Raw genomic sequence first — 26,281 nt, 5'->3', positions numbered from 1 at the left:
TTCCAAAACCCCAAACAATTACTCCTAACTTCCGCCCCGATTATAAAGGCTATAAAGGAACTTTCCGGTTATTCTTTTGCTTATAAATCCATCCAAATACCTATTAGTTTGTTCATCCCTATTTGTGACGACTCCTTGTGCAGACGCTTATTTCGACAAAAATAAGTACTATTTACTCATTAAATTAAATAGAATTATGCAGTATTTTATCAAAAACAAAACTATCTATCTATGACTATATACTCTAGTTACACTATTATTTTTTTTATATGATTAACATATCTGAATATTAAGACTCAGAATTTTCAGTGGGAGGAGGAATTTTTCAAACTGATAATCATTAATTAAATCGAGGGGGAGTTTCATGTTAAAAAGAATTGCGATTGTATTTTTGGCAGTGCTGCTGGCGCTTGGTAATTTCACTGTTGCCAGTGCAATGGGGGTACAATCACTGCCGGATAATGCACAGAAAAAAGTGAGTCCTGAAAAAGAGGAACTGGAAAATACGGCTGACCCGGAACAGGAATTAAGGGTCATCGTGGAAATGGAAGATGAAGCACCGATTCTCAAGGCAACCAGACAAGGTGTTAAATATGAGAAATTGAATAAAAGTGAAAAGAATAAGCTTGAAAAAGCAGCAAAGGCAAATCAAAATGCTGTAAAAGCTAAAATGAAAGATAAAAAAGTTAATGCAAAATATCTGCAGGAATTTACTACTGTAGTTAATGGATTCAGTGCTGAGGTAAAACAAAAGGATATTGAAACAATTGAAGAGCTTCCGGACGTCAAGACTGTACATATTGTGAATGAATATGAACGTCCAATCGCAGAACCGGAAATGAAATACAGTAAAGAACTGGTAGAAGCTCAGGCAGCATGGCGCGATTATGGCTTTAAAGGAGAAGGCATGGTTGTTGGTATCATAGATACTGGGATCGATCCATCTCACCGTGACATGGTTCTGACAGATAGTGAAACTGCTGAACTTACGGAGGAGTCTGTAAATCAAACGGTTGAAGAAGAAGAGCTGCCAGGTAAATTCTATACGGAAAAAGTTCCATATGGTTACAACTACATGGATGAAAATGACGAAATCCGTGAAATTCATGCAGGAGCAAACTATCATGGAATGCACGTTGCAGGTACTGTAGGCGCAAATGGGGATGAAGAGAATGGCGGTATTTTAGGGATTGCTCCGGAAGCGCAGTTATTAGCGTTAAAAGTTTTCGGGAATGATCCGGAATTTCAATCAACCTATGGCGATATTTATATTAAAGCAATTGATGACGCGATCAAATTAGGCGTTGATGTGTTAAATATGAGTCTGGGTTCAACTGCTGGTTTTGTTGATTCCGATTCACCTGAACAGAAGGCAGTAGCACGTGCGGTAGATAATGGCGTACTTATGTCAATCTCTGCAGGCAACTCTGCATTATTTGCAGATGGCTTTTTCTATCCATATGCTTCTAATCCGGATTATGGTGTAAGTGGATCACCAGGGGTTTCCTATGAGTCATTGCAGGTAGCTTCCTATGAAAATGATTTCATGCAGGTGGACGCACTTGAATACTTGATTGATGGTGAAGCAGATACAGGAGCTTTCTTGTCAGCAGGAAATATCCATCCAAATGATGTGGAGCAGAAATCATATGAATTGATTGATGCAGGTCTTGGTTATCCGGAAGATTTTGAAGGACAGGATGCTGAAGGGAAATATGCACTTATTCAGCGTGGAGAGCTGGCTTTTACAGATAAAGCGATAAACGCACAGGCTGCTGGGGCTGAAGGTGTAATAATTTATAACAATACGGATGGAATTGTTAATATGGCAACGGATCCGGCCATCGTAATTCCGCAAATATTTATGTTGAAGAGTGATGGTGACAAACTTTCTCAAGCCATCCAAAATGGACAAGCAGTTACAGTGGAATTTTCAGGTGGAGAAGCAACCATTGATAACCCGGAAGCTGGAAAAATGAGTGCATTCACGTCATGGGGATTAACACCAGACCTTGATTTCAAACCAGAAATCACTGCACCAGGCGGACAGATTTTGTCAACATTAAATGATAATCAATATGGCCTGATGAGTGGTACTTCCATGGCTGCACCACATGTGTCAGGTGGTGGCGCGTTAGTACTTGAACGAGTGGATCAGGAATTTGGCTATGAGGGAGCAGACCGTGTAAACCTTACAAAAAACCTGATGATGAATACATCAAAACAAGTTGAATTTGATGGTGCACTTGTTTCACCACGACGTCAGGGTGCTGGATTGATGCAGCTTCATGCAGCATTATCTACACCAGTTGTTGTATCAGAATCAGAAACAAATGAAGCAAAAGTTGCATTGAAAGAAGTTACTGAAAATCAGGTATCATTTGAACTGACTGCAGAAAACTTCACAGATGAAGCTGTTACGTATGAAGCCCGGGCGAATGTGCAGACAGATACACCTGTTGATGGTGGCGGCGTACTGGTCACAGCACCTAATATGTTTGGTGCAACTGATCTTGGAGACCTTGCATTAGTAAATGGTGAATCATTAAGCACGATTGAAGTACCTGCAAATGGAACAGCTACAGTAAATGTAACAATCGATGTCAGCGAAGTCGATGCGTCACTTGCTGAGATTTACACAAATGGATACTGGCTGGAAGGTTTTGTTACATTAACAGACCCAACAGACACAAATCCCGAATTGACAGTTCCATATGTTGGCTTTAAAGGAGATTGGGACAGTGCACCAATTTTTGATACTCCAGCATGGGATGCGGATACTTTTTACGGGATGACAGGTGCTGTGACAAGTCTTGGCGATGACAACTACGGTTTCCTTGGAGAAGATCTTGCAACAGGCGCAATTGATCCTGAAAAAATCGCATTCTCTCCAAACGGTGACGGAGTTCAGGATGATGCATTAATGATCCTGTCCTTGATAAGGAATGCAAAAGAAGCTAAATTCAATGTTTTGGATGAAAATAAAGAAGTTGTAAGAACAATAGCACTCGAATCCAATCTAAGGAAGAATTATTATGATAGTGGATATGGTCCAATGTATTCCCTGGATGGCTCACGTGCATGGGATGGTAAAATAAATGGCAAAGCAGCTGAAGAAGGACAATACTACCTGCAAGCTGAAGGAGTAATTGACTTTGAAGGTGCGGAGTGGCAGTCACTAAATGTTCCAGTATTACTTGATACAACAGTACCTGAATTAGCAGCAACACTTGATTTAGACGAACAGCTGGTTACAGTAGATGCTTCTGATCCTGCTGAGGGAAGCGGCGTTGCCTATTGGGATGTTTTAGTAGATGGTGAATCCGTTCTGGAAGAGCCATATGTTGGCGGCGAAACAGAGCATCAATTGGCTGAAGAAATAAGTGCCGAGCAAACAGTTACGGTTGTAGTGGGTGACTATGCAGGAAATGAAGTGGAAGAAGAGGCAGTAATCGAAGAAGAAGCGGATGTCACTGTCCCAGATCTTCACTTGCTTACACCTGAAGTCCTTGGAGTGGAAACGAATAAAAAAGTAGAATTCTCCGGATATGTGACAGATGAGTCCGGTGTAAAAGAAGTTACAGTTGATGGCAAAAAAGCGAAACTTGTCTATAACGAAGAAGAAGACCGCTACGACTTCTCCTTAACTGTAAAACACAAAAAAGACGGCTACTATTTCCATCATATTAAAGCAGTGGACAACGCTGGAAATGAAACGGAAATTGGACGCAGATATTTTGTGGATACAGAAAAGGCCAAGCTGAAAGTGAAAGCTAAAAAGAAAACAAATGAAGATACAATTACAGTAAGAGCAGATATCAAAGATAACTTTGACGAGATCAAACTGTATGTGAACGGAAATCATGTTTATGTAAATGAACTTTCCCAGCCATACGGCAAAAATAAGTTTAATGAAAAAATTGAACTTGAACTGGATCTTGAAGACGGAGAAAATGTATTTGAATTCAAGGTTGTTGATCTCGGCGGACATGAAACTGTTGAAGAAGTAGTAATAGAGAAGCGTGATAAGGGTAATGGAAACGGAAATGGCCATTGGAAAGATAAACTAGAGAATATTTTTGATAAAATTTGGTCAATTATCGGCGGTATCTGGGGATTTTTTGGATAGGTAGAGGAAGATAAATTAAGGTCAGCATTCTGTTTGTGGAATGCTGGCTTTTTTGTTTGAGCTACGGCTGGATGTGAGGAGCTCCGACCGAAATTGTGCAACCCGGGTGCTGCGAGTCGCGCGATCCAGGCTAGAGGTCGTGCGCTATCCCAATAAAATGATGATATCGCACGATTCTCTCCAGTCGCCGCGCGAGTTCAATCAGCTGTCGCACGACCTTAAAATTACCCAAGCACCGTCTCATAAACCCGCAGCATATTCCCTCCATAAATTTTCACTACATCTTCCTTCCCGAACCCCCGGTGCAGCAATGCATAGGTTAACTCATCCAATGCCCCATGATCCGCCAATATATCAAATGTTTTATTCGACAGCGGGTCTGTTCCGTCTGAAGATGAGTATTTATTAAACAAATCACATAAATCAAGGCCAAGCCCGACATGGTTGACTCCGACTACGCTTACCATATGTTCAATATGATCAACCAGCTTTTCGGTGGTTGCTCCTTTTTCAGTTTCTGAAGCGATAATACTTACGGCATTTATCCCAGCAACTCCACCTGAAGCGGCAATCTTCCGCAGCTGCTCATCTGTTAGGTTTCTTGGTGTTTTGGCGACCACTCTTGCATTGGAATGAGATGCAATAACGGGCTGATGAGAATGACTGATGATATCCATAAATCCTTCGTCATTAATATGGGTGACATCTATAATCATCCCGAGTTTCTCCGCTTCTTTAATCACGGAAAGACCGAATTCACTTAACCCTCCAGTCATCTGATGCTCTGAAAAGTTAAATGAACATCCATCACCTGCCAAATTCCGTCTGCTCCATGTGAGGCCGATCATCCGAACTCCCAGTTCATAAAACACACACAATAATGAAATATCCGTTCCTAGTGGCTCCACACCTTCAAATGAAAGCATGATACCAATTTTTCCGCTTTTTTTAGCAAGACTGATGTCAACAGCGGTTTTACAAAGCATGATTTTATCTGAAGACTCTTCAATCTCTCTGTAAAGACAGCTGATCTGATTTAATGCTCCACGTAAAGCCTTCTCTGGCAAATCCGCATCATCCAGGAAAATAGACGACACAATAACATTCCATCCGCCTTTGATAAAATTCGGGAGATGATCTGTTTCGATGACTTGCTTACGGCCAAGCTTCCTTTGCGCTGCAACATCGTATAGGAGGTCGAAGTGGGCGTCGATGGTGATTGATTCATTGTGGATTTCGTTTATTAATTGACTGTGTTTATCTGAGTTCATTCGTATACCCCCAGGTAATTAATTGATTTCTATTTTAACATACTAAAAGAACAATCACTTCAGGCAGAAATTTAAATATATCTTCGAATAGTGTAGCAGCGTTTATGAATAATGAAAAAGAGGTATTTCTATATAAGCTAAAATACATCACTGCAGAAGGGAACTATTTCATCATGGAACGGAATTACAGTATTGATTTTATAAAGTCTTTTGCTATTTTCGCTGTCGTATGCATCCATACAGGAACATTAAGTGGTGTGCAAATAGGAGCAATACATGGAGATGATGCTGATTTTATCATCGACACATTTGCACGGTTTGCCGTCCCGTTCTTTTTTGTGGCATCAGGTTATTTATTTGTACAGAAAATAAACAGTATTGCCGAGAAGTATCCAACAGAAAAAACGAAACAACAAATAAATTATTTTAAAAAATATACGTTAAAGCTTGTGAAACTGTGGCTTGCATGGTTTACTTTCTATTTTTTATTTGATCTTACTGTAAAAATTATTGAAACAGACAAGACTTCTCAAGGGTTACAGACCATGTTCACAGACTATATACAAAATGTATTTACATGGGAGCTTTTTTATTATGGTACAGGACACTCTCAGTATCATCTATGGTTTCTGCTTGCATTGATCTGGTCGATAATTATTTTATTTATATTTATTAAAATAGACAGTTTAGCTCTATTGGCAGTGATAAGTCTTGGTCTGAATATATTTGGGTTGTTCGGACAATCTTACTCTACCATTCTTGAAGTTAATTTAGAAACTCGTGATGCTTTGTTTTTTGGGCTTTTTTATATTGTACTGGGTGGAATGCTGGCAACCCATCTAAACAGGGTAAAAGCTGCCGCTAAAAGAATATCAACATATATTTATATCGTCCTGATCATTTTATTATCAGGCATTCAGGTATTGGAAGGTTACGTCACCATGAAACTTTGGGAAGGTAATGCACAGAATTACTTTCTGGCAACAATCCCACTGATAATAATTCTTTTTATGACTATAATCAAGCATAATAAACTAGGAAAAAATACGATGATTTCCAAAATAGGCGCAAATGCAGTGGGAATATATGTTGCACATGTATTTGTAATGAAGTTCATCGGGATTATGATGACAAGATTTGATTTGGCATATATAGAAGAAACGATAGGCTGGAAACTCCTGTTTACTCCAGTTGTATTCATTCTAGCCTATCTGATGTATGCCGGTATTCAAATACTGAAAGGATTTACATTTCAGGATATTAAACAGAAGATATCAAAAAGAAAAGAAAGGCAATCGGCAATATCAGAATACCATTAACTCACCGAGAGTTAATGGTATTCCTCATGTTCCCAATATAATTTGCTAAAACATAACATCATTCGATATAATTTGAGGGGTACATTCAAGAATCATACAAAAGAATTTTAGGAGAATCCTATGTTTAATTATGCTGATTTGGCTATTGCATTCTTCATTGCACTTCTCGGGAGCTTTTTATTAACGTATCCGGTTAAAAAACTGGCTGTTAAAATTGGTGCAGTGGATTTGCCGAACTATCGGAAAATACATAAAAACGTTACGCCAAGGCTTGGCGGTCTGGCTATTTTTGCGGGAACCTTTCTCGGGGTACTGTATCTGGATCCAAGTCATGTTTATATTACTGAAATTCTAATGGGAGCCATCGTTATTATTATCACGGGAGCTCTGGATGACAGATTTAGCATCAGACCAGTTGTTAAACTGACAGGGCAGCTTGTCGCGGCTTCATTTTTAATTTCCTCAGGACTCATTATTGAGCGGATTACCTTGCCAGTCATTGGAATGATTGATCTCGGTTTTTTTAGTGTAATTATCACTGTTTTCTGGGTTGTGGGAATAACAAATGCCATCAATCTGATTGATGGTTTGGATGGGCTTGCTACGGGAGTAACGACTATCGCGTTAACAAGTATTTTCATTATGGCCATAATTGATGTTCAAATTCTGGTTGCATACCTGAGTATCACATTGATTGGTGCGAACCTTGGATTTCTGCGACATAACTTTTATCCGGCAAAAATATATATGGGAGACAGCGGTTCCAACTTTTTGGGTTATATGATCGCTGTCGTTTCCATGCTTGGTTTATTTAAAAATATAGCTTTGTTCAGTTTTATTATTCCCATCATTGTTTTGGCAGTGCCTATTTTTGATACACTTTTTGCGATTGTACGGAGAGCCTATAATAAAGAAAGCATCATGAATGCTGATAATAAGCATATTCATTATCAATTACTGGCAGCGGGCTACAGCCACCGAAAAACAGTTTTAATCATTTATGCCTTCAGTGCATTATTTGGTGTGATGGCGATTCTGTTTTCCAATGCTTCTATAACATTGACCATGGTTATTACTATTTTTATACTCTTTCTCCTGCATATTTTCGCAGAGCTTGCAGGAATTGTAATGGGTGGGAAACGGCCTGTAGTGACTGCACTGAGAAGGCTGCTTAGATTTAGAAGAAGGAATCGGTAAATGATAATCTAAGAAAAATAAATAGCTTTAATAAGAGCTTCACTAGATCTGCCATTTGAGTATGTATTCCATTCCTTCGAAAATTCCGTTATCATGTTTCTGCTGCTAATCTCTTTTACAAGTACTTCGATGATTTGATCGGTGCTTTGTACAACAGGACCTGGCACAAGAGATTCGTAGTCCTCCCAAAGCCCTTTTGTGCGGGAATATTCCTCCAAATCGTAGGCATAGAAGACCATTGGCTTATTCAATAAGGAAAATTCAAACATAACAGATGAATAATCTGTAATAAGGACATCAGAAATGAGCAGTATGTGGTTTATCGGATAGTTAGAAACGTTGAATAGAAAATCAGGGTACATTTGGAAGTCATCCAGTGTTACTGCGGGGTGGATGCTGATTAATAATATATAATCCTCTTTTAAACGGTCATATATTTTGTCCACATCAATCATAATCTGGTTCATTGTCAGCTCATCATCACGATAGGTTGGGGCATATAAAATAACTTTCTTTTCAGTGATGATGGGGAAATTATGAGTAATGGATTGCTTCGCTTTTATTTTCATCTCTTCATTAAAGAAAAAGTCTGTTCTGGGAACGCCTTTACGCAGAAATCTATTCCCGGCTAACCCAAAGGCTTCCTGGAAAATAGCTGTCATCCTTTCTGAACCCACAACAACATAATCAAATCTCTGATACACTTTCTTAAACCGCCGGCAAGCACTGGGCCGTCTTTCCCCAAGTGATAAATCCTTCAGTCCAAATTTTTTAACCGCACCGGCAGCATGCCATAATTGGATACATTTTGTATGCTGTCTAAATTTAGCTGCAGCGAGTATTCCATAGTAGTTATCTGCAAACACCTTTTGACTGGTGGCCAGGTGGAATACAGCAATGAACCAGCCAATGGGATTTGCCAGACGAAAAGGGATCACTTTGCGTCTGGCAGAACTATCGAAATGAAGCATGCACTTTTTCGTTTTCAAAATAATCACAGTCTGATCTGTGTATTTCTCCAATGCTTCTGCCGTAAACAACGTATTTTGGCCAAAAGAAGCAATAAAAACAGTTTTCTTTTTTAAAGGAAGCATTTTAAAAACCGTAAAAATAAGCCGGAAAATAAGAAGATAAACAGCAATTACTATTTCTTTTATCATTTTCTTTTCAACCTGTTTAAATCAGATTTTATTTTAGTGGTGGAAATACCGACAGTTCTTGGTAGATAGATGACTTCACAATAGTCGTTTAAATAATCGAATTTACCTTTCCAGTCGTCTCCCATTACCAAAATATCAATATGATATTTTTTTATATCCTCTAACTTTTGCTCCCACGTATCTTCAGGAATTACTTCATCTACAAAGCGGACAGCTTCCAATATGACCTTTCGCTGTTCAAATGTATAGTATGCCTCTTTATTTTTTACTGCGTTAAATTCATCAGATGAAATTGCTGCAATTAAATAGTCTCCGTATTCACTTGCACGCTTTAATAAATTTATATGTCCAGTATGAAGAATATCAAATGTTCCGTATGTGATCACTCTTGTCATTGGTAAAACCTCCGGGTAAAAATGTGCATTTATTAATAGTAGTATGCCTAAATTAGTAAAAGTAAACAAAAAGATAATCAATATTACTCCAGGCAGACCATCAATTTAGAATTTACAGAAACTTTACTCTAATCTAATCCTTCCTTAACAATAACTAGTTACAATTGAAAGTAGATCAACCCATTAGCCAAAATCTTATAGACTGAAGGGAGAAATTTCATGAATATACGAGGAATCGGTCACAGAGGGTATCCAGCGAAATATCCAGAGAACACAATGTCTTCGTTTCAGGCAGCTATTGAATTAGGCTATACACATATGGAACTTGATGTGCATTTAAGTAAGGATGGAATTCCGGTTGTGATGCATGATAACAGGATTGACAGAATGACTGACGGGGTTGGGGAAATACGCGAATTTACTTTAACAGAACTAAAGCAATTTACGATTGATTACCATGAAAGAATTCCAACACTGGAAGAAGTGCTCCTTCTTGCAAAGGACCGGATTGTTGTATCCATCGAATTGAAGGATCCCAAATTATATAAAGGGATCGAAGAAAAAGTATATGAAGTGATAAGGAAAACAGGTGTGGAAGATCAGGTTTATCTTATTTCTTTTAATCATAAATCGCTTGCCAAAATGCGGTCAATTTCCAAAGATATAGAAATCGGTCCACTCGTCAGTAAATTTAAACGATCGCATTTTCGCTTAATTGATAAGCTGGATGCTAAATATGTGGCAGTCAGATACGGTGAATTAAATGAATCTTTTATTGAAAAATGCGAGGAGCTGGATATTCAGGTGGTTGTATGGACAGTCAATACACTCGAACAGATGAGATATTTACAAAAATATCCTTCCATACTAATTACAACGGACGAATTAGAAAAATATAAAGCATTTAATTACCCGCATTTAATTGATGACTTGGAACAGGTGTATGTTTAAATGGGCAGACCAATGAGTAAAAAAGGAAATAAAAAGTGGAGAGTTATTAGAAGGACGTCTCTTTATTTAATCATTTTTCCAGTGGCAGCTTATTATATCCTAAATAATTTTCTTCCTAAACAAAATTATGTAAGGATTTAGCTTCCATAAATAAAAATCTGCATACACTGTCTATCATTCTATTAGTCGCACCAACATATTAGGAGGATTTAAATGGGATACACTGCTCTGGTGATTTGTTTTTTAGCAGCAATGGTAATAACTCCATTTGTAAAACGATTTGCAATTAAAATTGGAGCTGTTGACAAACCGAATGATAGAAAAGTTCATAATAAATTAATGCCAAGATTAGGAGGCTTAGCGATTATCTTAAGCTTTCTGGTTGGTTTTCTTGTGTTCTGGCCTGAAAGTATATCCAATTGGGCAATTATGGCAGGTGCCATGATTATCATTGCAACCGGAGTCTTAGATGATCTTATCGAACTTTCATCAAAAACGAAACTTGCCGGTCAATTAGCAGCTGCTGCAGTAACAGTGCTTGGTGGAGTTCAAATTGAATTTATCACCTTGCCTTTTGGAGATAAAATTGAATTCGGGTACTTTGCGATCCCGATTTCAATCATCTGGATTGTAGCAATTACAAACGCTATTAATCTAATGGATGGTCTGGATGGACTGGCAGCTGGAGTGTCTTCCATCGCATTGCTGACAATTTCTGGTCTGGCTATCTCAATGGGAGATACCTTCATTGCATTAATTGGATTAGCCTTATTAGGCAGTACCTTAGGGTTTCTTGTATATAATTTTCATCCAGCGAAGATTTTTATGGGAGATACGGGATCTTTATTTCTAGGGTTTATGATTAGTGTCTTAGCTGTTATGGGATTATATAAAAATGTTGCTGTATTTTCATTGATTGTTCCAATTATTGTCTTAGCCATACCAATAATTGATACGAGTTTTGCGATTATCCGCCGAATTATTCACAAAAAGCCAATAGCCGCACCAGATAAATTCCATTTGCATCACTGTATTATAAGAATGGGATTCACCCATCGGCAAACCGTAGTTATGATTTATGCATTTAGTGCCTTGTTTAGTGTTGCAGCAATTTTATTAACCCGTACGACAATGTGGAGCTCTGCAATAATACTGATTACACTCCTGTTGATTGTTGAACTGGTAGTTGAGGTGACAGGCCTGATAAGTGAGAATTATCGGCCGCTATTGAAATTAATGGATGGGAATAAAGTAAAGAAATAATTGTACGACTGACTTTCAGGTATATACTTTTTTACTGGATAATTTCGGAAATTGCCAAAGCATCAGAAGCCTCTTTTCAAATTATCAGCATAGAGGATTTAAATAGTGTTTTGAAACATAAAACACCAGAAAATGTACATGCTATTACCATAAACCTCAACTAGTGGAACACTAGTTACAATAGAGAGAAATGGAAGGAGAGGGGCATGTTGAGTTTACTCGATACTCCAAAAATCCTGATTATCGTACCAGCATACAATGAAGAAGCAAACATTGCCAGCACACTGGAAAATTTGACCGGATTGAAAGAAAAAATAAGCAGCCTGGAAATTTGTGTCGTTAATGATGGTTCCAATGATAGAACCAAAGAGATTACCAGAGAATTTGAGGTTGTGCAAATAGAACTTCCGCAAAACTTAGGCATTGGCGGAGCCGTTCAAACAGGCTATAAATATGCATATAATAATGGATTTGAGATTGCAGTGCAATTTGATGCTGACGGGCAGCATAATGCTGAAGATTTGTTCCAATTGATCGACCCAATTATCAAGGACGAAGCGGATATGGTTATCGGTTCAAGATTTTTGAAGAAGACAAGCTATAGAGGCAGTGTGATGAGAAGGATAGGGATTTATTACTTCTATGTCATATTGAGGTTTCTTACGAAGCAGCGATTCACTGATCCAACATCTGGATATCGGGCGATAAATGCTCGGGTTATTGAATTATTTATCAAAAACTATCCGAAAGATTACCCGGAGCCGGAAGTACTTATACAGCTTTATAAAAAGAATTTAAGAATGAAAGAAATTACAGCTAATATGCAGCAGCGGCAGGGTGGAGAATCATCGATTTCTTCGTGGAGAAGTGTTTACTATATGGGGAAAGTAACACTGTCTATTCTTATGCAAAAAATAGTTAAGGAGTAGTATCGCTTATGAGTATCACGCTGGTTTTCTTTTTGATTGTAGGTATCTTCTTTATTATCGTCATTGAATCCGTTCGAAGAGGGATACTGGAAACAAAGTATTCGATTCTATGGATCATTACCTGCATTTTTCTCGGTATTTTAAGTTTATCAGAAAATTTATTAGAGTTTTTAGCAGATTTCGCAGGTATTGCATATGCACCGAGCTTGCTTTTTTTATTTGGCTTGCTTTGTACACTGATCATGATTTTTGATCTGACAAGACGAATATCCAGTTTAAGCAATAAAATGATCGTATTAACACAGGAATATGCGCTCCTTAAAGAAGAACATCGAAAGGAATTGGCGCAAATGAAAAAAGAAACTCAAAAGAAGGAAGAAGAATAATGAATTATATTTTACTCATTATTAATATATTGTTTCTTGTCAGCGGACAGATGCTGTGGAAGACTGGCATGAGCCAAATTGGTCCATGGGGAGCAGGTACGCTTATTGATGTGATAAAGTCACCATATATTATCGGTGGGGGCATGATTTATGTATTTGCAACCGTACTATGGCTTTATATTTTGACAAAGATGCCTTTTAGCATTGCATACCCCTTTCAGAGTCTGGCTTATGTACTGGGAGTTTTTATAGGATTTGCTATTTTTAAGGAGACTGTTACTCCTACTCAGTGGGCTGGAGCAGCAGTTATTGTTTTTGGAGTATATTTAATAGCTAGGTAATAGCAGCGGGGCGGTTTTTAACTGATGAAACAATTTATTAATAAGCTACCAATGTATCTATTAATTGCAATCATAGCATTTTCTGCAATGGTACATATTTATTTTCTAATAAAGCATCCGGGAGAGAACTTTAATCAAATACCTCCTGAGCAATTGGAACAAATGGTTCAGGATGGTGAAATGGATGAAGCGACAGCAAAGCTAAAAGAGCATACTTGGCTTTATGGAAGCCGTGATGCTTACCTTTATTCAAAAATGGCAAATCAGATCATAGAGCACGGTGTATATGGCTTTGATACACATAATACAGATATCGTTGAAAGCAATGCTTTTGTTACACCAGGCTATCCGTTGATCCTGGTATTATTATTCAGTGCAGCAGATTTATTCAATTTAGAACAAATGACGATGGTAAAATTATTTAATATGGCCATTAGCATAGGAACGGTTTATCTTATCTACTTAATTACAGCAAAGGTCTTTAAAAACCGCTGGATGGGTGTGATTGCCAGCGGCCTTTATGCTGTATATTTCCCGCCGCTCCATTATTTCCGGATGGCATTAACAGAGATACCGGCTATTTTTTTCTTTTGCCTTGCGATCTATCTATTTCTGATTGCCCTTGAAACAAATAAAAAGTTATTCCACTTCTTATTCGCAGTTGTATTTTGCTACGGGGTAATGATAAGGCCTGTTATCGCACCACTAGTTTTAATTGCTTTTGCTATAATTATTATCAAACACAGGAAGCAGTACAAAGCGTGGTTAGGTGCTGGGGTTATTTGGGCATTCGGAGCAATGCTGGTAATTTTACCATGGGTGATACGAAACTTTATTCTGTTCAACGAATTCATATTATTCTCTACCCATTCAGGCAACAGCTGGTATGCGGGAAGTAATCCGTTTGGCATATACCCGGCAGCGGATTATTTAAAAGAGAAGGAAAGCTTAGGAATGGACCAGAAGGAATTTGCTCATATGAAAATTAAAGAGGGGTTTCAAAATGATTTTGGTCTTTGGCTTTCCTGGTTCACTGTAGGGAAGACATACGAGCTATTTAAAATCCCTGATGGAATCTACTTTTACTCGCATTGGGCACTGACCTATATTAAAAAAATGCATCTATTTATAGTTATCATAGCGTTTCTGACCGCTTTTATTTCCCGTAAGAAAGAAACCTTGGCAATCACCGCAATATTAGTTATGTATATCCTATTGTCAAATCTTTTCCTGACGATTCCAAGATACGGATTTTTCATTATGCCGATTGTGTGTATATTAACTGGTTATGCAGCAGTAACTACCGTTAATAGACTGAAAGCGATAATAAGGGCACAGTCCTCCACTACTTTAAAACATTAATCGTAGAGGGGACTGTGCCCGTTTTAAATGTATGCAATGCAAGCTCAGGGGTTGTGAGTGCTTGCTTTTGGTATTCTCTGACTTTAGTTTTCAGTTTATCCTGCTGGGAAACATCATTCATGGAGTTAGTAACGATTTCAAATAACGTATGTTCATCCCAATCCTCTTTCTCAACATGACCTGCTACCGGCTGTTCACAGATGGATGCAAATGCATCAATTTTAGGGTCATAGGAAAGAGCTGCAAAAGGAGTATACGTGACTGCTGAAAAAATAAGGGAGTGCAGCCTCATTCCAATCAGCAGCTTCGATTCACCGATTAGGGCTATTTTTTCTTCAATCGAAGCGTCTGCAGGGGAAATAAGGCTTTTTTCTTGCATTAATGCAGCTGTTTCCTTTGATGTCTCCTCATCTTGTTTTCCATGCATTGGAACAAATACAACCGTATTGCCTGTCTGGACAAGCTGATCCAGACATTTTGCAATTCGTTTTTTATATGGTGTATTCGTCTCCCATTTTCTTACGCTTACAGTGATAATAGGTTTCTCTAATTTATGTGCTTCTTTCCAGTTATTAATAAAATCACTGGAATCCAGACCTAATACTGGATCAGGAACGATTGAAGACAGTTGTTTTACACCAATTTCCTTAAGCAGACCTTTCGAATCCTGATCCCTGACGGTAATATTCTCTACTTTATTGAGTGTGTGTTTCACAATCCATTTAGAAAGAGAACGCTTCATTGGCCCCATTCCTTGAGCATAGATGAAAACGGGCTTTTTATGCAATTTCGCTAGTTTAATAATTCCTGCATAGTATGGAATGGACTTTATTCCAGTCCGGTCCTGCATGAGGCTCCCGCCACCACTTATAAGACCGTCAGCTTCCTTTATTGCGCGAGCTATTTCTTTAATATTCCTTCGGTTAACTGCATTTACCTTATACGTTTCTTTCGTAGATTCTGGCTTATTAGACAGCACCGTGATTTCAATTTCAGGCTGCAAATTTTTTAGGGCATTTATGATCGAAAACAAAATAGCTTCATCTCCGACGTTATCAAACCCGTAATAACCAGACAACACAACATGCATTAGTTCCACCTCTTTTTATAGATTTTAACGATGTAAGGGGTGCAAATTTTATATACGTATATAAATAGCATACCGATCGCATATCCAATGACAATACTATAGATGGTGCGTAATAGGGATAGGTGTAATGGGATATGAAAATGCGTAAATGTGTTCATGATTGATAAGAACCCGATCACACCAGGTATTAGCAGCAGCTTGCCGATGATCTTATTCCAGCCCATTACATAGAGGGCTAGAATATAGAAAGGAAAGCCAATCAAGAATTCTTTTGTTCTTGGTCTTACATACAGAATTTCTTCCATTGTGGAACGAATGATTAATTCGATTTCACTGACAGTACCAGCGTTCCCTGTTCGGCTAAGATAATAAAAGCCAACAGCGGCTATCAAAAGAAAAATGAGCAGATGCCAGTATTTAACTTCGGCCTTCAGCAAAGTAAATCCATGGTCCCTTACTAGCTTAAATGCTATCCTCCAAAATAAAAGTACAGCTGTAACCAGAATAGGAATCGCGTAAACCAATTTTACTCCTCTAAAAATTTCAAAACCGGTTATGAATGCATTTCCGTTCAGGATACCAACTACAATAATAATACCGGCAAAGCTAATTCCAATCGCTTTGAGGAATTGAAACGTAATTTTGCTGATCTTATTCGTTTCCAATTTTGCAGTAGACAGTACAGCGTAAATTGGTGTAATCACTGCGATGATCAATGCAAAAGCTTGCAAGATCAGCAGTTTATTTAAAAGGAAATAAGCGATTGTAAGTATTAGCATAAAGACAGATGCGGCAAGCTGAAGCTTCTTATTGCGCATAACGCCTGCAGCTAAATAAGTAAATAGAGTACCTGCAGCAAGAACAATTGCTGTCATCCAAACTGGGATGGAAAAAGTATTAAAGGGTTCTGGTGGACCTGGATTAAAGTGTTCTGGCATTCCGTTGTGAACACCTTCAACAAATGCCTTTGCATTATTTAAGCTTTCCTGTGAATCCCCCGACTGGATATGAAAGAAAATGGAGCGGATATTGCGTTCTTTCACAGCTCTTATTGCCTGCTCGATATTCTTATCCAGCGTTTTATTATCTAAATTTATACTATGTAAGCGAATGGTATTGTAATCCGTATTTCGCGCAATTGTCTGCAGCCCTTTTTGCTGTGCAAATTCAATGGTATAGAAATGATAGCCAGCCTCATGAAGCTGATCTGTCCAGGCAGTTACATTCTGCATATTGGGATAACCAATAACATCCTGTCCGGAGAATAACAGGCGTGAATTATTGTCATCCTTTAGATCAAGTAATGTATTTACCGTATTTTGATTATTTATTGTACTGCTGTCATTTTCGATTCTTAGAATGTAATCAAGATCCTGACTTTTTATTTGTTTCATTGCTGTTTCATCAAATCCAATGGCAGTGGATAGTTTTGTATTCTTATCTTTAGCGATAAAATAAAAAGAATTGTCCCCAATGGTTAATTTGTCTGGATTAAAAAAATCAGTAATTAACGCTTGATAATAAGGTAACTCCGGGATAGTAATGTAATAACCTTCATTTTCCGGATTGAAGTCATCACCAATGTCAGTAAACTGCAAAACATCATATAAAATATCTTCTTCATAGATGGTGATAATCTCTTTTTGTTCCAAATCATATAATGACGTCGGATTTAGACTGATCGTGTTCAGGCCAGCCTCCTTTAACGCGGAAATTACTTCATCTAGCGTCATAGCGCTATCTGCCGCAAGACTCTGAATTTCATGATAGGGAACTGCAATTTCGTAGGTATTATTTTCTGTCTCGGTCACCCATCTGTCATATATTCCAAGGGAAGAAACCAGAAGTAATAAAAGTAAGGCACTCCAAATCCATTTTTGTTTAACCATATTATTTCTCCTTATTCTCTGTACCTGATGTTATTTAATGAATTTCTCAGCCAGAGGAAGACGTTTTAAATCTTTTTTATCAATTATCTTGAATACAAATAATTGCAGAAGATAAATAGCAATTCCAAATAAAATAGCTGCGAATAAGTACAATGAAGCTTGGAATCGAGTCCAGCCTTCAAAACCTATTAATAATGTTGGTATCCCTATAACAGCGCCCATTGTTACCGAGGCGAGAATGATCTTCACTGTTTCCGTGTTCAAGGGAGTAAAGCGCAATTTTTTAAATAAATAAAGAGTGTTAACTGCGAATAAAAGGATATATACAATCAATGTTGACAAGGCCGCACCATTTAAACCAAATAAATTGATCAAATAAATATTCGAAAAAACTTTTATCACAACACCTGACAAAATAATGATAGCAGCAGCTTTAGCAAAATTCATTCCTTGTAAAATACCTGTGCCTAATATAGTAAAGGATGTAAAAACAGAGCTTAAGCCTATAATTGCCAGCACCCAGCTTCCCTCAATATTGGTAAACAACGCCAGATTCAAAGGCAGTGTCAGGGAGAAAAGCCCGATTGCTGCCGGCCAGGAAATTATATGTGTCATACGATAAGACTTTTCAATCGTAACTCTCGTTTGTTGGTAATCCTTATTTGCTAATTGTTTAGTAATTAATGGAATCAAAGGCAGCACGATGGATGTTGCAAATACAGTTGCAATCTGGACAAGAGAAAGCCCGCGCCCATATATCCCATATAAATAATTTATTCCATCTGCTGCAGCTTCAGAAGCTTTAAGGCCATAAGGAATTGTAAATGAATCCACGAAATTCATTAAAGCCATCGTAATCGTTCCAATTGCAATTGGTATCGAAACGTTTAATATTCTTTTACTCCATTTGGAAAATAAAGAAAAAGAGTATTTTTTAGCCGAGGCGACCTTAAAAAAAGAACGGTTATATTTTATTCTTAAATACACAAGGGAGACGAACGCTCCAACAACTGAACCTGTCATCAATCCACCAGCAACAATTTCATTTGAATAATCTCTCATAACTAAAATATATGCAACAGCAAGTATCAAGCTGACACGAATAAACTGTTCGATTACCTGTGAAATTGCTGTAGGCCTCATATCTCCAAACCCTTGGAAAAAGCCTCTGTAAACTGCCATATATGGTGCGATCAGTAACGTTGCAGCAACCACGATCAGTGCTAAACGTGTTGTGGAACCGCCCAATGCAGCAGCAATTGGTGAGGAAAAGCTGTATATCAGCGAGAAGCTTATGATGCCAAATAATAAAGCCAGAATACTTGCAGTAATATATATTTCCTTAATAGATTGCTGTTCATTTTTGGCCTTTGCTTCGGCAATCAGCTTGGAGATTGCAATTGGAATACCTGCTACCGATAAAATAAGGGCAACCATATAGACAGGGTAGACTAAGCTGAAGATTCCAAGCACTTCATCCCCAGCAATATTTTGCAGTGGTATGCGAAATATACTGCCCAATAGTTTTGAAATCAGTGTAGCCACAGTTAAGATTAATGTGCTTTTGACAAAAGCTGATTGACTCATGAAGACGGCCCCTTCATTCGCTGTTTGATAATTTGTATGGCAAACCGCGGCAGAGCAATCATGCGTCTCCAGCGGCTTGGCTGCTTCAGTAATCGGTAAAACCATTCCAGATTCAATTTCTGCCAAAATACTGGTGCCCGTTTTACAGTTCCTGCTATAACATCAAAGCTGCCGCCAATTCCCATAAAAACACCATAGTTAAATTTATGCAGGTTCTCTGCTATCCATTTCTCCTGTTTTGGAACACCTAATGCTACGAATGTAATGTCGGGTTTTAATTCAGCAACTCGATCTGCAATGTCGTTATCTTCCCAGTTAAAGTATCCATCATGTGAACCAACAATATTCACACCGGGATAGTTGATGGATATTTTCTCAATTGTCTTATCCAATGTTTCCCTCTGTGCACCAAGAAGGAATATTTTATAGTTTTCTTTATTGGCGATATCTAATAATTGCATCATGGTGTCATAGCCTGTTACACGGCCCGGCAGCGGATTATTCAGGATTTGTGCTCCCTTCACTATACCGATTCCATCGGCGGTGATATAGGTTGCTTGTTTTATATATTCCATAAATGCTGCGTCTTCGTTTGCCTTTATGACAACCTCGGGGTTTGCGGTAATAACAAAGGTTTTCTTCTTTTGTTCGATATGTCCTTGTAATAATGAGACAAATCCCTGCTGATCGATATGTATAAATGGTATTCCCATAATGGTTACATGTTTCATGAAAAAATCAGACTCCTTTTGATTGGAAAACAACTATACTTTCGATAAATATAACATAGCAGCCAGGAAACAAGAAGTTGTTTTAAATGAGTCCGGATTTATAAATCAGGTTAATCATATTACAGTTTTACCAAAAACACAGTATGATTTACAAAGTCTTAACAGTTTCTTAAAATAGCCTAAATAAAAAAGCCCTTTTGAAAGAGTTATCTTCCAAAAAAGCTTTTAGACAAGTACTTCTTCTTTTTCCTTTTCTTCTGTACCAGTTAAAAATCTCGATAAATTTAAACTTGAATTGCCATTGGAGTATTTATTCCAATCATCTGCAAAAGCCCTGATTCGATTAATATCGAAGCGGTCTTCGCTGATTGCCAGAATGATAGCCTCAGTAGATGCAACAACGGGTCCTGGCATTTGATTCTCATAATCTTCTATTAAGCCACTGGTCACTCTATATTCTTCCAGATCATATGCAAAGAAAATCATTGGTTTTTCGAGCAATGCATATTCAAAGGGAATCGAGGAATAATCAGTGATCAGCAAATCTGTTATGAGCAATAAAGCATTTGTATCTTTGTAATCAGACACATCAAACACAAAATCCCCATAGGAAAAACTGATATTACTGGAAACAGCCGGATGAAGCTTGATAAATAATACATATTCATCAGATAATGCCTTATAAAGCTGCTTGATATCGAGTTCGAGTGCATAATTAGTTAACTGCTGTTCACGAAATGTTGGGGCATATAATATAATCTTTTTGCCTTTTATAGCAGGAAACCTTTCCACTAAATCCTGCCAGCTTTGTTTTCTTACGCTCTCATCAAACAAAACGTCCGAACGCGGAATACCGGTCCGAAGCATTTTTTCATCGGGCAAGCCAAAGCTTTCCCGGAACGTATCAGCCATTTTCTCAGAACCAACTACTGTATAATCAAATCGGTTATAAACCTGCTGAAAACGCTCAATCGCCTTTACACTTCGGAACTCATTGGAAGGATCCATTAATCCAAAATGCTTAATAGCCCCGCCTGCATGCCAAAGCTGAATACATGTCGTTCCTTTTCTGAAAGTAGCAGCTGCCAAAAAGCCAAAATAGGTATCTACCAAAATAGTCGTTGCTGTGGCAAGATGGTAGATAGATTTCAAAAAGGAAACAGGCTGTTTTATATCAAAAGGAATAATGCTGCCTACGGATGAATCGAATTCATAGCGGCAGGAGGGGTCTTTTAATATGATAATTTCCTCATCTGCCAGATTGTTTAATGAATTCACTGTATAAAATAGATTATCCCCAAATGAAGCAACACCAATTGTTTTCTTCTTTTGGGGAAAAAGTTTAAACATATTAAAGAGTATACGGAAAACAAAAAGGTAGATTGTAATTCCTAATTCTCTAGCCATTATTTGCTTTAGTCAAATCTGTTTTAATTTTAGTTGTTGATATCCCGACAGTACGAGGTAAGTAGACAACTTCACAATGATCATTCAGAAAGTCGAACTTTCCTTTCCAGTCATCACCCATTACGAAGACATCAACATCATGTTTTTTAACATCTTCTACCTTCTGTTCCCATGTACTCTCAGGAATTACTTCATCTACATAGCGAATAGCTTCCAAAATCGCTTTACGCTGTTCAAACGTATAATATGCTTTTTTTCCTTTAAGTGCATTGAATTCATCTGCTGAAATGGCGACAATTAGATAATCACCGTATTCTTTAGCGCGACGTAATAAGTTTATATGTCCAGTATGGAGCAAATCGAATGTTCCATATGTGATTACTTTCTTCATTATAAAAAAACCTCCGGTAAAAATTCTTAATTATATAATACTATATTTCCTTTACATTGTCTTAACAAACTTTTAACAAAAACTCTACATATTATTATACTATGAGATTCTTGTAAAGAAAACAAGAAGTTTATGTAAGTGTTAATTGTTACGTTAAAAAATAGAAATATTGTGTAAAATTATCTTACATAGCGAAATTACTAGTAAAATAGTAAAATTTATTTTTAATCTATAGTTGTATTTGATATTATTATTTTTAAAAATATATGGCAATAAAAGGAGCGGCTAAATGGTTAACAATAATTCAATTAAAATTGAATCTATGTTTTTGGTGCAAATATTTATATTGCTGATACTAAATACAATGATCCGAACACAGTACGAAGTCTTAAAAAATATTGGAGAACTAAGTATTTATTTGTCATTTGTTTTTATGCTATTAATGTTAATAAAAAGCTTTATAGTTAGAGAAACATATAATTCGAGCTTAAAAATGATTTATTGGTCTATTGCCTTAATGATGATAATAAATAGTTTAAGCTTTATAACAACTAACAAAGTAGATAGTCTATATTATTGTCAGTTGATGTTGCTTTATTTATTCATTCTAGGACTGATCAGAGTTAAATGGTCGACCAGACATATTAAACTTTTAGGATATATTTCTGGACTTACTTTGATTCTTTTATTTGCACATTGGATTCTTTCAGATTTCTCAGTTCATCGCTTTAAGAGTATCTTTCGAAACCCTAACTATTTGGCAGTTCTGCTTTTTTGCTTATTTTACTTTAAAGTTCTGATAGTTAAATATAGTAATAGAATAGAGAAAATCTATTTTATTTCTTTAATAGGAATGAATTTTGTATTAATTTATGCAACTAATACTCGCTCAGTCCTGATTGCATTTGGGGTAATATTAATAAGTTGGTTGTTTTCAAAGTACTATAGGAAGCTATTTCATTATATTTTTTATGTTACTATTGCATTTAATATACTATTTCTATTTATTTATATTAAAATCCAAAATACAGCTATTGGTTTATTTTTGGATAATCTGAGTATTCAATTATTAGGAAAGTCCCTATATTCAGGGCGAAGTGAATTATGGGATAGAATTATTAATAAAATAATTGAAAATCCATTATTCGGGTATGGCTTAGGAACCAATGCTAGAGATATTACAGATACAACCCTCACCTCACATAACCAATACCTGCAAGTATTAATTGAAACTGGGATAATAGGACTGATTCTCTTCATTTTCCTGCTTTACGCAATATGGTTATTGCTTATTAAAAATCTGGATAATTATGTTAGTAGAATTTCAGCATGTTTCTTTATAGGAATATTGGTATACGAGAATTTTGAACTCACATTATTTCAAAACAATTACTCTATAGCAATGCTTCAATGGGTGATTATTCTGATAGGTATAAATTTTAATGAAAAAAATAACAGCCAAATGGGTGGATAATGATATCTAATCCGGCTATTTGAATAGCTTATATGAAAAAAAACAGCGCCATAATTACTTTACATGTAATTATGGCGCTATTTTAACTCTGTTTAATTTATTATTATCTCCTGTAAACAGGGATATCTAAAAATAGAACATATGAATCTAATTGCTGATAAAGATTATACATGGAATTTACTTGTTTAGATGCCCAACCAATATCGGTGGCATATTGTTTTCCGTAAGCTCCTGTCAAATCCATTGCTTGAGGATTCCATCGCATTTTGTATAATGTGTTTAAACCAGATTTAATATAACTGTTGCCAATAAATCCAGCTCCACCTACGATAGCTTTATATGGCGTTGTCCAGCCTTCTTCATATGCTTTCTTCGCTCCACAGTCTATAGGGCAGCTGTCATATGCTCCAATACCGAACATGTTGTAGACGGTTACTCCTCTATAATTCACACCAGTTGCAAGCGTGGAACTTCCATTTCCAGTTTCCAGAATAGCATGGGAAATTAAATAAACATCACTTATACCATGTGTATTTCCAGCATCAATAAATGCTTTTCCTTGGCCAGAAAGTGTTCCTTTTCCTTGTAGATACTTATTAAGAACGCTAGCAGTAGCTGCACTGTTTCTTGATAGGTCAAGAAATTGGAATTGCTGCCTTTTATCATTAACGAAATTATTTGGGTTAAGGTATTGTAATACATCATCTGGGCTAGCATTTACAAATTGATGTTTTTTTGTATATTCAATTTGATACCAGCCTCCAGACTCATTAAGAACTGTTACATGTTGTCCTTTGGTTAATTGACCAACAACCCAATAGCTAGTACTCGGGCCACCTCTGACATTTAATACATCAGCAGTTACTTTATTGTTGTTGATCCAATCTTTTGAAACAAAAGTATTATATTCATTCGTTGTTTGAGGATTAGCTGTCTTTTGAATTTCTAAAGCATCAGCAAGTGTTAAATTGTAATTTGTTTTAACTGCAATATCTTCGAAAGTTATATCTTTTGTATGGATATATCCTGTATGCTTTTGCCCATTTATATAGACAGTAGCTTCATACCAATTTTTAGTAAATGTTTTAAACTTTAGCTTACTACCATAGTTATATACTTTTAATGGTTTTGATTGTTTGGAAGCCAAAGAATAAACCTTGGTAGGATTTTTTATACCATAGCCAGACAATGATTTTTGATTATCAGTAATTGTTTCCGCATGAGATTTATGAATGTATCCAGTTTTCTTCACTCCGTTAATATAAACGCCTGTTTCATACCAATTATTAGAAAACGTACTGTATGTCAGGATCGAACCAGTAGGATAAGACTTCAAAGCCTTAGAACTGATAGAAGCATCAGTGTAAACGGAAGTAGGACTTTTTAAAGCAACCCCATTAAGCCATTCTGGATTTTGAATTGCGTTTTCCACATGGGACTTATGAATATATCCAGTTTTCTTCACTCCGTTAATATAAACGCCTGTTTCATACCAATTATTAGAAAACGTACTGTATGTCAGGATCGAACCAGTAGGATAAGACTTCAAAGCCTTAGAACTGGTAGAAGCATCAGTGTAAACGGAAGTAGGACTTTTTAAAGCAACCCCATTAAGCCATTCTGGATTTTGAATTGCGTTTTCCACATGGGACTTATGAATATATCCAGTTTTCTTCACTCCGTTAATATAAACACCTGTTTGATACCAATTATTAGAAAAGGTACTGTATTTAAGAATTGAACCAGTAGGATAAGATTTTAAAGCTTTAGAACTGGTAGAAGCATCAGTATAAACGGAAGTAGGACTTTTCAAAGCAACTCCATCAAGCCATACTGGATTTTGAATTGCATTTTCCACATGGAACTTATGAATATATCCAGTTTTCTTCACTCCGTTAATATAAACGCCGGTTTGATACCAATTATTAGAAAAGGTACTGTATTTAAGAATTGAACCAGTAGGATAAGATTTTAAAGCTTTAGAACTGGTAGAAGCCTTTGTGTAAACGGGAGTAGAACTTTTTAAAGCAACCCCATTAAGCCATTCTGGATTTTGTATTGTGTTTTCCACATGAGACTTATGAATATAGCCTATATGATAGTTGCCGTTAATATAAACGCCAGTTTCATACCAGCTATCATTTAACTTATAATACTTAAGAATAGAACCTTGTTCATAAGATTTAAGTATATTACTTGATTGAACAGATTGTGAAGCATAAATATGTGTTGGATTCTGTAATGCTACACCGTAATAAGCTACTTGATTGTTAGTTGCAACTTTGGATGTCTTAGAAGAAAAAGTCATCATTCTTTGGTTTTTCTTATCATCCATTTTTTGTTTCTTATTCTCATCAGTAATAGATTTAGAATCTTCTATGTCCTTAGTAACTGCAGAATCATTATTATCAGTTGATTCATCAGCAGCTGAATCAATGGTAGACTTAGAGATTGATTCTTCTACTTGATCATCGCCTGTTACATCAGGTGTTTGATCTTGCGAATTGCTATCTGAAGATTCTTCTTCAGCAGCCTCTTCAGTAGAATCTTTACTCTCATCTAAAGAATCATCTTCCGTAACTGTTTCAGAGTGATCATTCTTATCTTCATCTGTATCAGCCTCATTTTCAATATTCTCATCAGCTAATAATAGATTTGCATTGTCAACAAGACCTTGTGTAATTTTTTTAGTTTCAATATCTTTATATTCTACAAGTGAGAATTCATCCATTTTTTCCAGGATTAATACAACATCGTTTTGGTTAAGATTCAATATTATTTCACTAGGTATAGGTTGTTCCTTGTACAGAGGAACTTCTATTTCATCTTCAGTCGTGACGATAGTTGCATTAACTGTATGTATATCATCCTGATCTACATTAGAAATTGCAAATATTGGTAGACTAGTAGATTGAAATACCAATGTAAATACAAAAATAACTAGACATATTTTTTTAAAAGTATTCATTTATCTCTCCTATCATGATTGACCGAAAAATAGCATTAAGA

20 protein-coding genes are annotated in these 26,281 nt (G+C 36.7%); 10 read left to right on the top strand and 10 right to left on the bottom strand.

What is annotated here, in order from left to right; genetic code table 11:
• Window positions 1–364: 364 nt before the first annotated feature.
• On the top strand, window positions 365–4,129 hold the full coding sequence (locus tag CIL03_RS20260; RefSeq protein ID WP_094886127.1) for a S8 family serine peptidase: 3,765 nt from the start codon (window positions 365–367) through the stop codon (window positions 4,127–4,129).
• 224 nt (window positions 4,130–4,353) lie between these two features.
• Here the strand turns inward: CIL03_RS20260 and CIL03_RS12130 are convergent, their stop codons facing one another.
• Window positions 4,354–5,400, bottom strand: a complete 1,047-nt coding sequence (locus CIL03_RS12130; protein WP_094886126.1) for a dipeptidase — start codon at window positions 5,398–5,400, stop codon at window positions 4,354–4,356.
• A 104-nt stretch (window positions 5,401–5,504) separates the two neighbouring features.
• Between CIL03_RS12130 and CIL03_RS12125 the strand changes: the two genes are divergently transcribed.
• Window positions 5,505–6,719 carry an acyltransferase gene (locus CIL03_RS12125; RefSeq protein ID WP_094886125.1) on the top strand — a complete coding sequence of 405 codons (1,215 nt, stop codon included), beginning with the start codon at window positions 5,505–5,507 and terminating at the stop codon, window positions 6,717–6,719.
• A gap of 120 nt (window positions 6,720–6,839) precedes the next feature.
• Entirely contained in the window at window positions 6,840–7,916 is a 1,077-nt protein-coding gene (locus tag CIL03_RS12120; protein ID WP_094886124.1) for a glycosyltransferase family 4 protein, read from the top strand.
• Between the two features lie 8 nt (window positions 7,917–7,924).
• On the opposite strand, the gene CIL03_RS12115 is transcribed toward CIL03_RS12120, so the two are convergent.
• Together CIL03_RS12115 and tagD (CIL03_RS12110) are read right to left on the bottom strand one after the other, a co-directional pair.
• Window positions 7,925–9,076: a CDP-glycerol glycerophosphotransferase family protein gene (locus CIL03_RS12115; RefSeq protein WP_165767950.1), complete on the bottom strand. Its 1,152-nt coding sequence runs from the start codon at window positions 9,074–9,076 to the stop codon at window positions 7,925–7,927.
• The gene (tagD, locus tag CIL03_RS12110; RefSeq protein WP_094886123.1) at window positions 9,073–9,471 is read right to left on the bottom strand and encodes a glycerol-3-phosphate cytidylyltransferase; all 399 of its coding nucleotides are present in this window, start codon (window positions 9,469–9,471) and stop codon (window positions 9,073–9,075) included. The genes CIL03_RS12115 and tagD (CIL03_RS12110) overlap by 4 nt, the downstream gene beginning before the upstream one ends.
• Before the next feature lie 219 nt (window positions 9,472–9,690).
• On the opposite strand from tagD (CIL03_RS12110), the gene CIL03_RS12105 reads away from it, so the two are divergent.
• The 6 genes from CIL03_RS12105 to CIL03_RS12080 all read left to right on the top strand — a co-directional run bounded on the left by CIL03_RS12105 (window position 9,691) and on the right by CIL03_RS12080 (window position 14,703).
• Window positions 9,691–10,422 carry a glycerophosphodiester phosphodiesterase gene (locus CIL03_RS12105; RefSeq protein ID WP_094886122.1) on the top strand — a complete coding sequence of 244 codons (732 nt, stop codon included), beginning with the start codon at window positions 9,691–9,693 and terminating at the stop codon, window positions 10,420–10,422.
• Between the two features lie 213 nt (window positions 10,423–10,635).
• Window positions 10,636–11,685, top strand: a complete 1,050-nt coding sequence (locus CIL03_RS12100) for a glycosyltransferase family 4 protein (RefSeq protein WP_094886121.1) — start codon at window positions 10,636–10,638, stop codon at window positions 11,683–11,685.
• Window positions 11,686–11,894: 209 nt separating this feature from the next.
• Complete coding sequence (locus CIL03_RS12095; RefSeq protein ID WP_420855412.1) at window positions 11,895–12,614, top strand: glycosyltransferase family 2 protein; 720 nt, start codon at window positions 11,895–11,897, stop codon at window positions 12,612–12,614.
• A gap of 8 nt (window positions 12,615–12,622) precedes the next feature.
• A complete protein-coding gene (locus CIL03_RS12090; protein ID WP_094886119.1) occupies window positions 12,623–13,000 on the top strand; it encodes a DUF2304 domain-containing protein in 378 nt (125 codons plus the stop codon).
• Window positions 13,000–13,341: an EamA family transporter gene (locus CIL03_RS12085; protein WP_094886118.1), complete on the top strand. Its 342-nt coding sequence runs from the start codon at window positions 13,000–13,002 to the stop codon at window positions 13,339–13,341. Before CIL03_RS12090 ends, CIL03_RS12085 begins: the two co-directional genes overlap by 1 nt.
• A gap of 24 nt (window positions 13,342–13,365) precedes the next feature.
• On the top strand, window positions 13,366–14,703 hold the full coding sequence (locus tag CIL03_RS12080) for an ArnT family glycosyltransferase (protein ID WP_094886117.1): 1,338 nt from the start codon (window positions 13,366–13,368) through the stop codon (window positions 14,701–14,703).
• On the opposite strand, the gene csaB is transcribed toward CIL03_RS12080, so the two are convergent.
• The 6 genes from csaB to tagD (CIL03_RS12050) all read right to left on the bottom strand — a co-directional run bounded on the left by csaB (window position 14,687) and on the right by tagD (CIL03_RS12050) (window position 21,798).
• Window positions 14,687–15,793, bottom strand: coding sequence for a polysaccharide pyruvyl transferase CsaB (gene csaB, locus CIL03_RS12075; RefSeq protein WP_094886116.1), 1,107 nt, complete (start codon window positions 15,791–15,793; stop codon window positions 14,687–14,689). The genes CIL03_RS12080 and csaB overlap by 17 nt on opposite strands.
• Window positions 15,793–17,682 (bottom strand): DUF5693 family protein, encoded by a 1,890-nt coding sequence (locus CIL03_RS12070; protein WP_240508062.1) that lies wholly within the window; start codon window positions 17,680–17,682, stop codon window positions 15,793–15,795. Before CIL03_RS12070 ends, csaB begins: the two co-directional genes overlap by 1 nt.
• 30 nt (window positions 17,683–17,712) lie before the next feature.
• The gene (locus tag CIL03_RS12065) at window positions 17,713–19,269 is read right to left on the bottom strand and encodes a putative polysaccharide biosynthesis protein (RefSeq protein WP_094886115.1); all 1,557 of its coding nucleotides are present in this window, start codon (window positions 19,267–19,269) and stop codon (window positions 17,713–17,715) included.
• Window positions 19,266–20,000, bottom strand: a complete 735-nt coding sequence (locus CIL03_RS12060) for a WecB/TagA/CpsF family glycosyltransferase (protein WP_094886114.1) — start codon at window positions 19,998–20,000, stop codon at window positions 19,266–19,268. The genes CIL03_RS12065 and CIL03_RS12060 overlap by 4 nt, the downstream gene beginning before the upstream one ends.
• A 225-nt stretch (window positions 20,001–20,225) precedes the next feature.
• Window positions 20,226–21,407 (bottom strand): CDP-glycerol glycerophosphotransferase family protein, encoded by a 1,182-nt coding sequence (locus CIL03_RS12055; protein WP_094886113.1) that lies wholly within the window; start codon window positions 21,405–21,407, stop codon window positions 20,226–20,228.
• On the bottom strand, window positions 21,400–21,798 hold the full coding sequence (tagD, locus tag CIL03_RS12050) for a glycerol-3-phosphate cytidylyltransferase (RefSeq protein WP_094886112.1): 399 nt from the start codon (window positions 21,796–21,798) through the stop codon (window positions 21,400–21,402). Before tagD (CIL03_RS12050) ends, CIL03_RS12055 begins: the two co-directional genes overlap by 8 nt.
• A gap of 289 nt (window positions 21,799–22,087) precedes the next feature.
• On the opposite strand from tagD (CIL03_RS12050), the gene CIL03_RS12045 reads away from it, so the two are divergent.
• Window positions 22,088–23,272 carry an O-antigen ligase family protein gene (locus CIL03_RS12045; RefSeq protein WP_094886111.1) on the top strand — a complete coding sequence of 395 codons (1,185 nt, stop codon included), beginning with the start codon at window positions 22,088–22,090 and terminating at the stop codon, window positions 23,270–23,272.
• Window positions 23,273–23,375: 103 nt separating this feature from the next.
• Here the strand turns inward: CIL03_RS12045 and CIL03_RS12040 are convergent, their stop codons facing one another.
• The gene (locus CIL03_RS12040) at window positions 23,376–26,240 is read right to left on the bottom strand and encodes an N-acetylglucosaminidase (RefSeq protein WP_240508061.1); all 2,865 of its coding nucleotides are present in this window, start codon (window positions 26,238–26,240) and stop codon (window positions 23,376–23,378) included.
• Window positions 26,241–26,281 lie beyond the last annotated feature (41 nt).

The sequence above is a fragment of the Virgibacillus indicus genome (assembly GCF_002266285.1).
Taxonomy (GTDB): domain Bacteria; phylum Bacillota; class Bacilli; order Bacillales; family Amphibacillaceae; genus Virgibacillus_K; species Virgibacillus_K indicus.
The sequence above is the reverse complement of the archived record's forward strand: the minus strand, read 5'-3'. Positions and strand labels throughout refer to the sequence as shown.

Excerpts from the sequence above, each read along its gene's own strand:
- CIL03_RS20260 (WP_094886127.1), top strand. The coding sequence starts at position 365 with ATGTTAAAAAGAATTGCGATTGTATTTTTGGCAGTGCTGCTGGCGCTT.
- CIL03_RS12130 (WP_094886126.1), bottom strand. The coding sequence starts at position 5,400 with ATGAACTCAGATAAACACAGTCAATTAATAAACGAAATCCACAATGAA.
- CIL03_RS12125 (WP_094886125.1), top strand. The coding sequence starts at position 5,505 with ATGAATAATGAAAAAGAGGTATTTCTATATAAGCTAAAATACATCACT.
- CIL03_RS12120 (WP_094886124.1), top strand. The coding sequence starts at position 6,840 with ATGTTTAATTATGCTGATTTGGCTATTGCATTCTTCATTGCACTTCTC.
- CIL03_RS12115 (WP_165767950.1), bottom strand. The coding sequence starts at position 9,076 with ATGATAAAAGAAATAGTAATTGCTGTTTATCTTCTTATTTTCCGGCTT.
- tagD (WP_094886123.1), bottom strand. The coding sequence starts at position 9,471 with ATGACAAGAGTGATCACATACGGAACATTTGATATTCTTCATACTGGA.
- CIL03_RS12105 (WP_094886122.1), top strand. The coding sequence starts at position 9,691 with ATGAATATACGAGGAATCGGTCACAGAGGGTATCCAGCGAAATATCCA.
- CIL03_RS12100 (WP_094886121.1), top strand. The coding sequence starts at position 10,636 with ATGGGATACACTGCTCTGGTGATTTGTTTTTTAGCAGCAATGGTAATA.
- CIL03_RS12090 (WP_094886119.1), top strand. The coding sequence starts at position 12,623 with ATGAGTATCACGCTGGTTTTCTTTTTGATTGTAGGTATCTTCTTTATT.
- CIL03_RS12085 (WP_094886118.1), top strand. The coding sequence starts at position 13,000 with ATGAATTATATTTTACTCATTATTAATATATTGTTTCTTGTCAGCGGA.
- CIL03_RS12080 (WP_094886117.1), top strand. The coding sequence starts at position 13,366 with ATGAAACAATTTATTAATAAGCTACCAATGTATCTATTAATTGCAATC.
- csaB (WP_094886116.1), bottom strand. The coding sequence starts at position 15,793 with ATGCATGTTGTGTTGTCTGGTTATTACGGGTTTGATAACGTCGGAGAT.
- CIL03_RS12070 (WP_240508062.1), bottom strand. The coding sequence starts at position 17,682 with ATGGTTAAACAAAAATGGATTTGGAGTGCCTTACTTTTATTACTTCTG.
- CIL03_RS12065 (WP_094886115.1), bottom strand. The coding sequence starts at position 19,269 with ATGAGTCAATCAGCTTTTGTCAAAAGCACATTAATCTTAACTGTGGCT.
- CIL03_RS12060 (WP_094886114.1), bottom strand. The coding sequence starts at position 20,000 with ATGAAACATGTAACCATTATGGGAATACCATTTATACATATCGATCAG.
- CIL03_RS12055 (WP_094886113.1), bottom strand. The coding sequence starts at position 21,407 with ATGGCTAGAGAATTAGGAATTACAATCTACCTTTTTGTTTTCCGTATA.
- tagD (WP_094886112.1), bottom strand. The coding sequence starts at position 21,798 with ATGAAGAAAGTAATCACATATGGAACATTCGATTTGCTCCATACTGGA.
- CIL03_RS12045 (WP_094886111.1), top strand. The coding sequence starts at position 22,088 with ATGGTTAACAATAATTCAATTAAAATTGAATCTATGTTTTTGGTGCAA.
- CIL03_RS12040 (WP_240508061.1), bottom strand. The coding sequence starts at position 26,240 with ATGAATACTTTTAAAAAAATATGTCTAGTTATTTTTGTATTTACATTG.